The 11,346-nt window shown below is 69.5% G+C and carries 9 protein-coding genes and 2 pseudogenes; 6 read left to right on the top strand and 5 right to left on the bottom strand.

The features are described from left to right. The first annotated feature begins 16 nt into the window (after nt 1-16). The gene (locus ACZ4RZ_RS46600; protein ID WP_467753656.1) at nt 17-463 is read left to right on the top strand and encodes a type II toxin-antitoxin system PemK/MazF family toxin; all 447 of its coding nucleotides are present in this window, start codon (nt 17-19) and stop codon (nt 461-463) included. A 91-nt stretch (nt 464-554) separates the two neighbouring features. Here the strand turns inward: ACZ4RZ_RS46600 and ACZ4RZ_RS46595 are convergent. Next, nucleotides 555-1,046, bottom strand: a pseudogene (locus ACZ4RZ_RS46595) (transposase family protein); the annotation flags it as partial. Between the two features lie 245 nt (nt 1,047-1,291). Between ACZ4RZ_RS46595 and ACZ4RZ_RS46590 the strand changes: the two are divergent. The 4 genes and pseudogenes from ACZ4RZ_RS46590 (at nt 1,292) to ACZ4RZ_RS46575 (ending at nt 5,344) form a co-directional block, all read left to right on the top strand. Continuing rightward, nucleotides 1,292-2,719 carry an aldehyde dehydrogenase family protein gene (locus tag ACZ4RZ_RS46590; protein WP_467753655.1) on the top strand — a complete coding sequence of 476 codons (1,428 nt, stop codon included), beginning with the start codon at nt 1,292-1,294 and terminating at the stop codon, nt 2,717-2,719. After that, nucleotides 2,689-3,387: pseudogene (locus ACZ4RZ_RS46585) on the top strand (ABC transporter permease); the annotation flags it as partial. The gene ACZ4RZ_RS46590 and the pseudogene ACZ4RZ_RS46585, both read left to right, overlap by 31 nt. 5 nt (nt 3,388-3,392) lie before the next feature. Continuing rightward, nucleotides 3,393-4,295 (top strand): ATP-binding cassette domain-containing protein, encoded by a 903-nt coding sequence (locus ACZ4RZ_RS46580; RefSeq protein ID WP_467753654.1) that lies wholly within the window; start codon nt 3,393-3,395, stop codon nt 4,293-4,295. Nucleotides 4,296-4,324: 29 nt separating this feature from the next. Continuing rightward, entirely contained in the window at nt 4,325-5,344 is a 1,020-nt protein-coding gene (locus ACZ4RZ_RS46575) for a Gfo/Idh/MocA family protein (RefSeq protein WP_467753653.1), read from the top strand. A gap of 64 nt (nt 5,345-5,408) precedes the next feature. Here the strand turns inward: ACZ4RZ_RS46575 and ACZ4RZ_RS46570 are convergent, their stop codons facing one another. From ACZ4RZ_RS46570 to ACZ4RZ_RS46555, 4 genes are read right to left on the bottom strand one after another with little or no spacing between them, the layout of a single operon-like run. Next, complete coding sequence (locus ACZ4RZ_RS46570) at nt 5,409-6,428, bottom strand: Gfo/Idh/MocA family protein (protein WP_467753652.1); 1,020 nt, start codon at nt 6,426-6,428, stop codon at nt 5,409-5,411. After that, nucleotides 6,425-7,429 carry a Gfo/Idh/MocA family protein gene (locus ACZ4RZ_RS46565; RefSeq protein ID WP_467753651.1) on the bottom strand — a complete coding sequence of 335 codons (1,005 nt, stop codon included), beginning with the start codon at nt 7,427-7,429 and terminating at the stop codon, nt 6,425-6,427. Before ACZ4RZ_RS46565 ends, ACZ4RZ_RS46570 begins: the two co-directional genes overlap by 4 nt. A 55-nt stretch (nt 7,430-7,484) precedes the next feature. Then, nucleotides 7,485-8,261 carry an SDR family oxidoreductase gene (locus ACZ4RZ_RS46560; RefSeq protein ID WP_467753650.1) on the bottom strand — a complete coding sequence of 259 codons (777 nt, stop codon included), beginning with the start codon at nt 8,259-8,261 and terminating at the stop codon, nt 7,485-7,487. 16 nt (nt 8,262-8,277) lie between these two features. Then, entirely contained in the window at nt 8,278-9,456 is a 1,179-nt protein-coding gene (locus ACZ4RZ_RS46555) for a phytanoyl-CoA dioxygenase family protein (protein WP_467753649.1), read from the bottom strand. A 108-nt stretch (nt 9,457-9,564) separates the two neighbouring features. Here ACZ4RZ_RS46555 and ACZ4RZ_RS46550 point away from each other — a divergent pair, with 108 nt between their 5' ends. Then, nucleotides 9,565-10,614, top strand: a complete 1,050-nt coding sequence (locus ACZ4RZ_RS46550) for a LacI family DNA-binding transcriptional regulator (protein WP_467753648.1) — start codon at nt 9,565-9,567, stop codon at nt 10,612-10,614. The last annotated feature ends 732 nt before the right edge of the window (nt 10,615-11,346 follow it).

The following is an 11,346-nucleotide window of genomic DNA, read 5'->3' as shown; positions in this document are numbered from 1 at the left end:
CTCTAACGTGGCCCCCGTGACTGCCTTTACCGATGAAGACGTGCCCGGCCGCTACGGGCCCACCGCGACCACCGAGGCCGAGCCCCGCGAGGTGGGCCGGGTGCGGACGGAGTACTCCCCCGCGCATGACGGCGACCCCGACCCCGGTGAAATCGTCTGGACGTGGGTGCCCTTCGAAGAGAACGACGGGCGGGGCAAGGACCGTCCGGTGCTCGTCGTCGCCCGCGAGGCCGCCGGTACCTTCCTCGCCGTGCAGCTCTCCAGCAAGCGGCACGACGGCGACCGGGAGTGGGTGCCGATCGGCTCCGGTCCGTGGGACCGGTCCGGGCGCGACTCGTGGGTGGACGTGGATCGCGTGCTGCGGCTGCATGAGGAGGGGATGCGGCGGGAGGCGTGTGCCCTGGATCGGATGCGGTTCAATCTGGTCGTGCACCGGTTGCGGGAGCGGTACGGGTGGCGGTGAGCGCCGCGTTTCCCGGGCCGTGAAGACGTTTCCAGTGAAGGCACCGCGGGTCCATCGTGACCGGTCGCGCCCACGCGGCGGAGCCGCAAGTTGCTTGGACCGCGTGGTGGAGGCCGTCGCCGTGCTGTCGGCAGTCGCGGAGGATCTTGTAGTTCTTCATTCGGGCGAAGGCATGCTCGACCCGCGCGCGGACCCGGCGATGCTTCGCGTTGTCGGCTTCCGCGCCGGCCAACAGTGGCCGGCCGGGTCGTTTGCGGTGCGGGACGACCAGGCCGCTGTTGATATAGGCGCCATCGCCGAGCACGGTGACGCCCTGGCACCGGTCCGGGAGGCCGGAGTTGCGCCACACGTGGGCGTCGGCCTTGTTGCCCGGGGCCGGGCGGGCGGTGGCCACGACCAGGCGTGTGTCGGCGTCGATGATGACCTGCACGTTCGCGGAGAACCTGCGGCTCGAGGCCCCGACGTTGCGGTCGCGGACCGGGACAAGCGTGCCGTCCACGATCCACAGCCGGTCCGCGGCATCAGCGGGACGGGTGGCCGGCTCGAGCGCGAGAAGCGGCCGTAGCCGCTGAATGACCCTGCAGCGTGCATGATCCACCCCGTGTGAGCGCACCGGCGGCAGCGGATAATGGAAAAAAGATGTACTCAATGACGTGATAATGATGGATTCCGCCCCTTCAGTAATGCCCTGCGGCCCACCTACCGTTGCGCCCGTGTAAACGGTCTGGCCGTCGGCTGATCAGTACTTCTTCGACTTGGTGAGAGGTCTTTCGGGACCTCCTCGGAGAGCCACGGACCAGCCTTGACGGTTTCTGGAGGGAGAAGGCAATGGCGACCGGGAAACTGCTCATCGGAAGCCGATGGCAAGCGTCGGCAGGGTCGGGACGGACCCGGGACGTGACGTCGCCCTTCGACGGCTCGACCGTCGGTACCGTGGGGGTGGCCGGCCCCGAGGACGTCGAGGTGGCCCTGGCGGCGGCGGAGCGGGGTGCCGCGGTGTGGCGGCGTACGCCCGCTCATGAGCGGCTGGCGATCCTGCTGCGTGCGGCGGAGCTCGCCGACCAGCGAGCTGCCAAGATCGCGCAGACCATCAGCTCGGAGTCGGGCAAGACCATCACCGAGGCCACCGGCGAGGCGGCGCGCTCCGGGGACCTGATCCGGCTCGCGGCCTTCGAGGGCACCCAACTCTACGGTGAGACGCTGCCGTTGGACGCCAACCGCGGCACCGGGCTGGACAAGGTGGGCTTCACGCTGCGTCAACCGTGCGGTGTCGTGGTGGCCATCACGCCGTTCAACTACCCCGCACTGCTCGTGCTGCACAAACTGGCGCCCGCGCTCGCGGCGGGCAACGCGGTCGTCCTCAAGCCGGCCACCTCGACACCGCTGACCGCGCTGGAGCTCGCCGAGTGCTTCGTGGACGCCGGGCTTCCCGAGGGTGTGCTTTCGGTGCTCGTCGGCTCCGGCGGGGTGTTGGGGGACGCCCTCGTGACCGACCCCCGCGTACGGAAGATCTCCTTCACCGGCTCCACGGCGACCGGCGAGCACATCGCGCGGGTCGCGGGGGTGAAGAAGCTCTCCCTCGAACTGGGCGCCTCCTGCCCGGTCGTCGTCCTGCCCGACGCCGATGTCGAACTGGCCGCCAGCGCCGTGGCGTTGGGCGGTTACGTCAACGCCGGGCAGGTGTGCATCTCCGTCCAGCGAGTGATCACGCACCCCGACATCACCGCCGACTTCCTCGACGCCCTCGTCCCCAAGGTCAAGGCCATCCGGACCGGGGACCCGTCGTCCCCCGAGACGACCATGGGCTCCCTGATCACGACCGCCGAGGCGGAACGGGTGGAGCGGGCCATCGCGCAGGCCGGGGCGGACGGTGCACACGTCCTGACCGGCGGCGAGCGCGACGGGACCGTGGTGAGCCCGGCCGTCGTGGCCGATGTCGATCCCAACTCCCCTTTCAGCCAGCAGGAGTTGTTCGGTCCGGCGGTCGCCGTCAGCTCGGCCGCCGACTGGGAGTCCGCCATCGCCCAGGCCAACGGCACCGCCTATGGCCTCGGCGCGGGGATCTTCACCTCCGACGTCGCCGGCGCGGTCCGCGCCATCCGGGAGATCGACGCCGGTTCCCTCCACATCAACTGGACGCCTCTGTGGCGTGCCGACCTCATGCCGTACGGCGGTCTGAAGGGCAGCGGTTACGGCAAGGAAGGCCCACGCGCCGCGGTCAGTGGCTCCTGGTGTCGCTGGCGGTCGGCTTCCTGAACGGCTGGCTGGTGGTCAAGACCGGGCTGCCCAGCTTCCTGATCACGCTGGGCAGCTTCCTGATCCTGCAGGGCGTGAACCTCGCCGTCACCAAGCTGTTCACCGGCAATGTGGCGACCGACGACATCAGCGACATGGACGGCTTCGGTCAGGCGCAGAAGGTCTTCGCGTCGTCCTTCGACATCGGCGGCATCCAGGTGAAGATCACCGTCTTCTGGTGGCTGTTCTTCGCGGCGATCGCCACCTGGGTGCTGCTGCGCACCAAGTACGGCAACTGGATCTTCGCCGTCGGCGGCAACAAGGACAGCGCCCGCGCGGTCGGTGTCCCGGTGGCCTTCACCAAGATCTCCCTGTTCATGCTGGTCGGCCTCGGCGCCTGGTTCGTCGGCATGCACCAGCTGTTCACCTTCAACACCGTGCAGTCGGGCGAGGGCGTGGGCCAGGAACTGATCTACATCTCCGCGGCCGTCATCGGCGGCTGTCTGCTGACCGGCGGCTACGGCTCCGCGATCGGCCCGGTCTTCGGCGCGTTCATGTTCGGCATGGTCCAGCAGGGCATCGTCTTCGCGGGCTGGAACCCGGACTGGTTCAAGGCGTTCCTCGGCGTGATGCTGCTCGGCGCCGTCCTGATCAATCAGTGGGTTCAGCGCACAGCGACCCGGAGGTGACCCCTATGACAAGCAACGGAACCGGCACCCACGGCGCCATCCTCCAGGACACCGCGCCCGAGGGCGAGGACCGTCCCACCGTCCAGCTCCGCAACACTGGCAAGTCCTACGGCAACATCCGCGCCCTGCACGGCGTGGACCTGCAGGTCCATCCCAGCCAGGTCACCTGCGTGCTGGGCGACAACGGCGCAGGCAAGTCCACCCTCATCAAGATCATCTCGGGCCTGCACCAGCACACCGAGGGCGAATTCCTCGTCGACGGCGAACCGGTGCACTTCACCACCCCGCGCCAGGCCCTCGACCGCGGCATCGCCACCGTCTACCAGGACCTGGCGACGGTCCCGCTGATGCCGGTGTGGCGCAACTTCTTCCTCGGCTCCGAGATGGCCAAGGGGCCCTGGCCGATCCGCCGTCTCGACATCGAGCGGATGAAGAAGACCGCCGACCACGAGCTGCGCGAGATGGGCATCGTCCTGGACGACCTGGAACAGCCCATCGGCACCCTGTCGGGCGGCCAGCGGCAGTGCGTCGCCATCGCCCGCGCGGTCTACTTCGGCGCCCGCGTCCTGATCCTGGACGAGCCCACCGCCGCCCTCGGCGTCAAGCAGTCCGGTGTGGTGCTGAAGTACGTCGCCGCCGCCCGCGAGCGCGGCCTCGGCGTCATCTTCATCACGCACAACCCGCACCACGCCTACATGGTCGGCGACCACTTCAGCGTGCTGCGCCTGGGCACCATGGAACTGTCCGCCGAACGCAGCGACATCACGCTGGAGGAGCTGACCAACCACATGGCCGGCGGCACCGAACTCGCCGCACTCAAGCACGAGTTGTCCCAGGTACGTGGTGTCGACGTGGAAGAGCTCCCCGAAGAGGACGCTCTTCAGGTCGGCGCCCCCCAGTCCAACTGACCCTCACCAGCACCGGAGACATCACGAACATGCCACCTCAGCGACCATTGGGTGTAGCCGTCGTCGGCACCGGCAAGATGGGCGCGGACCATGTGCGCAGACTCCAGCACGTCATCAGCGGGGCACGCGTGACAGCCGTCGTCGACATCGACGCGGAGCGCGCCAAGACGCTCGCGGACGCCATCGAGGGCTGCACGGCGTACACCGAACCCGCGGCGGCCATGGCAGCGCAAGACGTGGACGCCGTCCTCATCGCTTCCCCGGGGCCCGCCCATGCGGCGGCCCTGCTCGAAGCCCTCGGCCGTGACCTGCCGGTGCTGTGCGAGAAGCCGCTCACCCCCGACGCGGCCTCCGCCCTTCGCGTCCTGGAGGCGGAACAAAGGCTCGGGCACCGGCGTGTCCAGGTGGGCTTCATGCGGCGCTACGACGCCGAATACACAAAGCTCAAGCGGCTCCTCGACGGCGGGGAACTGGGCAGGGCACTGATGCTGCACCATCGGCACCGGAACCTGTCCATGCCACCGTGGTTCACCAACGAGATGCTCATCAACGACTGGGTGGTCCACGAGATGGACGTGACACGCTGGCTCCTCGACCAGGAGATCACAGCGGTCACCGTGCACAAGCCGGCCCCGACGTCACATGCTCCGGCCGGTATGAACGACCCTCAATTCGTCCTCTCCGAAACCGAGTTGGGCGCCCTGGCCGATGTCGAGATCTTCGGCCACTGCGGCTACGGCTACCAGGTGCACGCCGAAGCGGTCTGCGAGCGGGGCACCGTACGCATCGGTGACGAGCACGGGCCACGGCTGAGCGCCGACGGCCGTTGGGGCGGACGTATCACGCCGGACTACGTCGAGCACTTCGAGGACGCCTACGACCGCGAGGTGCAGGCCTGGGTGAACGCCACGCGACGCGGCGGGATCACCGGCCCCAGCGTCTGGGACGGCTACGCGGCCGCGGCCGTGTGCGAGGCGGGCGTGCTGTCCCAGCGGGAGGGGCGGCGCGTCGAGGTCGAGCTGATCGAGCGGCCTGCCTTCTATCGGTAGGCCGCACAGAGAAACGGGAGAGGGCGGTACCGGTCCGGTACCGCCCTCTCCCGTTCGCGCTTCGTTATGCCGTGGCCGGAAGGACCGTACGCGGCCGGACCGGGAATCCGGCCGCCAGGTAGCAGTCGTCGATGAGCCGCATGGTCGTCAGCGCGTCGTCGGCGTCGAGCACCAGCGGTGCACCGTGCCGCAGGTGGGCGGCGAAGGCCTCCAGCTGGTAGGTGTACGAGGAGCGGCGGCCGAGTTCCTCGGTGCGCTCACCGGCGGCCGTACGCACGACGACCCGGTCGTCCAGGTGGGGCTGTACGAAGTTCACCACCGTGGCTTCGCCGCGCGAGCCCACGACGCGGCAGCTCATCTGCCACGTGTCGTGAGCCATGTGGCAACGGGCGCTGCCCGTGGCGCCGCCCGGGAACTCCAGATCGGCGTCCAGCCACTCGTCGACTCCCGCGGTCTGAGCCTTCTCACCGCCGCGCGCGGCGACCAGCCGGGGCGCCCCACCTGCCCAGGGCGCGAGCATGCGCTGGGCGTGCAGGCTGTAGCACCCGAGGTCCATCAGGGCGCCGCCCGCCAGCGGGAGCGACCACCGTACGTCGCTGTCCGGCGGCGCGGGCATGGCGACCATGGTCTCGACGTGCCGCAGCTCGCCCAACTCCCCGCTGTCCAGCAGCTCGTGCAGGCGCAGGGTGACCGGGTGGAACAGGTAGTGGAAGCCCTCCATGAACACCGTGCCCGCCTTGGCGACGGCCTCGTGGACCTCGGCTGCCTCCGCCGCGTTGCTTGCGGACGGCTTTTCGGTGAGGACGTGCTTGCCGGCCTGGAGGGCGGCCAGGTTCCACGGCCCGTGCAGGCTGTTGGCCAACGGGTTGTAGACGACCTCGATCTCCGGGTCGGCGACAAGGTCCGCGTAGGAGCCGACCACACGCTCCACGCTGTGCGTGGCGGCGAAGGCCTCGGCCCGGTCCCGGTCGCGGGCGGCCACCGCGACAAGGCGGTGGCCGCCGGCACGGGCCGGCCCGACGATCGACAGCTCGGCGATCCGGGCCGCGCCCAGGACGCCGATCCGCAGGGGTTCCTCCGTCATCCGTTGCGCACCTCGTCGAGCCGTACGGGCCGGTGCTCATGGAGCGACAGGGTGCACGCCTCGGCGATCCAGCTCGCCTCGATGGCGTCCGCGACCGTGCACGGGGAGGTACGGGTGCCTGCGACGACCTCGGTGAACGCGGTGAGTTCGGCGCGGTAGGCGGCGGTGAAGCGGTCCATGAAGAAGTGGTGCGGGGTGCCCTCCGGGAAGGTGGCGCCCGGTTCGACGGAGCGCAGCGGCAGCTTGTCCTCCAGGCCGACCGCGATGCTGTCCTTCATGCCGTGCAGCTCCAGGCGCACGTCGTAACCGCGGGCGTTGTGACGGGAGTTGGAGATGACGGCGATGGCGCCGTCATCGAGGGTGAGCAGGGCGGACGCCGTGTCGACGTCGCCCGCCTCACGGATGTAGTCCGCGCCGCGGTTGCCGCCGGTCGCGTACACCTCGACCACCTCGCTGCCGGTCACCCAGCGCACGATGTCGAAGTCGTGCACGCTGCAGTCGCGGAAGATGCCGCCGGAGACGGCCACGTAGGCGGGCGGCGGCGGGGCGGGGTCGAGGGTGGTGGACCGTACGGTGTGCAGGTCGCCGAGCTCACCGCTCACCACGGCCCGGCGTGCGGCCACACAGCCCGCGTCGAAGCGTCTGTTGTAGCCGATGTGCACCTCGACGCCGCTGCCCTCCACCGCACGCAGCACCTCCAGGCTCTCCTCGACACCGCGGGCCACGGGCTTCTCGCAGAAGACGGGGATGCCCGCCTTCACAGCGGCGAGGATGAGCTGGGGGTGCGCGTCGGTCGCGGCGGCGATCACGACGCCGTCGGCGCCGGCGGCGAGCACCGCTTCGGGGGAGTCCATCGCGGTGGCCCCGAAGCGTTCGGTGGCCGTGGCGACGGCCGCGGCCACCGGGTCGGTGACGACCAGGGAGTCCACCGCGTCCAGCCCGGCGAGGGTCTCCGTATGGAAGGCGCCGATGCGGCCCAGTCCCATGATGCCTATACGCATGAGAATCGTGCTCCTTCTGCTGAAAGTGCGGCTCAGTTCCTGCTGAAAGTGCGGCTCAGTCCTGGCCGCCGAAGACGTTCTGGTCCCAGTCGATGACCGAGCCGGTCACCACTCCGCTGCGGTCGGAGAGCAGGAAGACGACGAAGTCGGCGATCTCGTCGACCTGTCCGAGCTTGCCCATGGGCTGAGCCGCGGCGGCCTTCTCGCGCCAGTCGTCGCCCGCGTCGTGGAAGGCGCGCTGCGTGGCGTCCTCGCCCTCGGTGTCCGTCCAGCCGATGTTGAGGCCGTTGATCCGGATCCGGTCCCAGCGGTGCGCGTGCGCGGCGTTGCGGGTCAGGCCGGCCAGACCGGCCTTGGCCGCGGAGTACGGCGCCAGGTGGGGCGGCCCGCCGTGGGCGCAGTTGGAGATGATGTTGACGATGGTGCCGGGCGCCTTGCGGGCCGTCATGTCGGCCACCGCCGCCTGCATCGCGAAGAACGGTGCCTTCAGGTTGATCGCGATGTGCTGGTCGAACAGTTCCGGCGTGGTGTCCAGCAGCGAGCCACGCGACGTCAGCCCCGCCGCGTTGACGAGACAGTCGATGCGCCCGTGGGCGTCGATGGCCTGTACGGCGCTGTCGCGCGCCTGCGCCGGATCGGAGAGGTCCGCCCGCACGAAGTGCGCGCCCGTGTCCGCGGCGAGCTTCTCGCCCACGTCGGTCCGGCGGCCGGTGAAGACGACGCTCGCGCCTTCCCGAACGGCCGCCCGCACGATGCCCGCGCCGACGCCCTGGCTGCCGCCGTTGACGAGGACGACCCGGTCTTCGAGCAGAGGGGTCTCAAGCAGTCCCATGAGTGCTGTGTCTCCTTCAGCTCTGGCGGCGCTTGGCGGCCGCCTGCAGTTCCTGGCGCAGCCGGCCGGGGGCCCAGCCCTCGGCGACGGCCTGCCAGACGGTGTCCGCCTGGGAGGGCGGGGCGAGACCGTCGACCGGCGGGTCGAGGTCGAGGTTGGTGGGGAAGGGGTAGCCCTCGGCGGTGGCCGCGACCACGCGGCGCAGCCAGTCCTCCGAGGCGCCTTCGGCCTTGCGGCGCAGCAGCACCGGGAAGAGCGCGTTCGCCATCGCCTCACGGTCCACCGTCTCCATGGCGCGGCCGAAGGCGGAGGAGATCTGCAGCAGATTGGCCATGCGTCTGATGTCGGTCGAGCGGTTGTGCCCGGCGGCGTGGAAGAGCGCCGGGTTGAAGAAGACCGCGTCGCCCTTGTCCAGGGGGAGTTGGACGTGGTGCTCGTCGAAGTACGCGACGAACTCCGGAAGCCGCCAGGCCAGATAGCCGGGCTCGTACTTCTGCGAGTGCGGCAGGTACAAGGTCGGACCGGACTCGACGGGCATGTCGCAGTGGGCCACCGCGCCCTGCAGGGTCAGCACCGGAGAGAGTCGGTGGACGTGCGCGGGATATGCCGCCGCCTGGTCCTGGGAGAGGAACCCGAGGTGGTAGTCGCGGTGGACGTTCTGCGCCGCGCCACCCGGATTGACCACGTTGACCTGGGAGGTCACCTGGTAGGCGGGGCCGAGCCAGGCCTCGGACACCAGCGCCAGCATGTCGTTGGCGTAGTAGTCGGCGAACACCTCCGGCGCCCGTACGGCTACCTTGTCCAGGGCGTTCCAGACCCGGTCGTTCGCGCCGGGCTTGGCGAAGTGGTCGCCGTGGGCCGCGCCGCTTGCGCGCTCCTCCTCGATCAGCGTGTGGAAGGCCCCGGACGCCGCGTCCACGACGGCCGCGTCAATGAAGGCACGCTTGAGGACCACGATGCCGGGCCCGTCCAGCAGAGCCCGGACCAACTCGTCCTGCACGCTCCGACGGCCCTCCGGGGAGGTCGTCAGAGAGCGGAGCCGATCGCTGTCGTAGAGCGGGACGTTCTGCTCGATCCGCTCGGCCGAGGGGTGGTCGGCGGGGTCGGTGCGCTGCTCCACGAGCGAGCGGAACACGTCGAGATCGCAATCCGCTTCGGTCAGCCAAGTCCGCGCTCCCGCGGCTATGGGAGACATCCGGGTCCTTTCGCAGTCCGTGCATTTCTGCCAGTCTTGAGAACCCGAACCCATCATTCAATGCTTATCAGTGCATCAAAAATCCATCATCGGCTTTTGGGATCAGTCATGCGACACCGCTACCCGATCAGGGAAATCGCCCGGCAGGCCGGACTGAGCACGGCCACGGTCGACCGCGTCCTCAATCAGCGGGGCAATGTGACGGAGAGCACCATCAGGGAGGTGCACGAAGCCATCACGGACCTGGACCGCCAGCAGAGCCAGGTCCGGCTCGGGGGCCGCACCTTCATGATCGACATCGTGATGCAGACCCCGGAGCGGTTCTCCACCGCCGTTCGGGAGGCGCTCGAAGCCGAACTGCCCTCCCTGCATCCCGCTCACGTGCGCTCGCGCTTCCACTTCCGGGAGGCCTGCCCTCCCGAGGAGCTGATCGGGACCCTGGACAAGATCGCGAAGCGTGGTACGCAGGGCGTGATCCTCAAGGCCCCCGACGAGCCGGAGATCGCAGCCGCGGTCGGCCGGCTGGTCGCGGCCGGCATCCCCGTCGTCACCCTGGTGACCGACCTGCCCCACAGCGCACGCCTGGCGTACGTCGGCATAGACAACCGCGCGGCCGGCGCCACCGCCGCCTACCTCCTCGGACAGTGGCTGGGCAAGCGGCCCGGCAACGTGCTCACCACCATCAGCCGGGGCTCCTTCCGCGGCGAGGAGGAACGCGAGATGGGCTTCCGCAGCGCGATGCGCCTCGCCGACCCCAGACGATCCCTGATGGAGGTCACCGACAGCGACGGCCTCGACGCCACCCAGCACGATCTCGTCCTGGAGGCGCTCAAGCGGGACGAGGACATCGTCGCCGTCTACTCCGCGGGCGGGGGCAACCTCGCCACCCTCGACGCCTTCGACGCGCTCGGGCGGGAGTGCGCGGTGTTCATCGCGCACGACCTCGACCACGACAACACCCGCCTGCTGCGCGAGCGCCGCCTGTCCGCGGTCCTCCACCACGACCTGCGCCAGGACATGCGCCGCGCCTGCCAGATCATCATGCGCGCCCACAAGGCACTCCCCGACGACGGCCCCGCCCTGCCGTCGGCGATCCAGGTGGTCACCCCGTTCAACATGCCACCAGGTGCTCCATCCGCGCCGGTCATTGACTTGTAGACCGTCCGTGGCCGGCGCAACGAGGCCGGTCCGAGCCCAGCAGCGCCGCTCGGCCGCGCCCGTACAGGAAATCGGCGGTGAGCGGGCGCCATCTCCCCCTCTGGCGGCTGATGAAAGCACCACGAGCGCGACGCCCTCACACGTGGGCGCAACGCCGGGGCTTCCCCGCCGACGCCCTCTTGGCGGCCATGCCGACTCCAGTTCCAGCGGAACAGCCCACCGGGTGCAGTTGTCTGTGCGGGCCGCTATCCCGTCAGCGTCCACCCTCTGGTATCGAGCCTCAGGACAGCCATCCCGGAGACCAGCAACAACCTTGATCACATAGTCCGCCGCAGGTCAGAGAGGTTGAAGCTCCCCCGAGCGGCGCCGGACTCCAAAGACGTGAGCAGCGGATTCAGTCCGTTGAGCGACAGTTGACGCCCCGACACCTCACGAGGAACGTTTCCGCAGGTCAGGGCACTACTAAGGTGGGGCGGGCGGGACTCGAACCCACGGCCGACGGATTATGAGTCCTTTGGGGATCTTGGCGGCCCTTGTCGAGCAACGTCCATCCGTGACGTTTTCGCTGGTCAGCAGTCCAGCGCGCCTTCGGTGCGCGCCGGGGGCACGGTAAATCCTGGCGCGCGCTGGGGGTGCTTTCTGTCTGCCCCTGACAAGGGGCAGTTCCCGCTCGGGATCATGGAGTGGTCGTTCCGGCCGAAACCGATGCCTCTGTGATGCTGTGCAGCTCGC

Source organism: Streptomyces sp. NPDC027189 (genome assembly GCF_055566975.1).
This window is presented reverse-complemented; position numbering and strand designations above follow the sequence as displayed.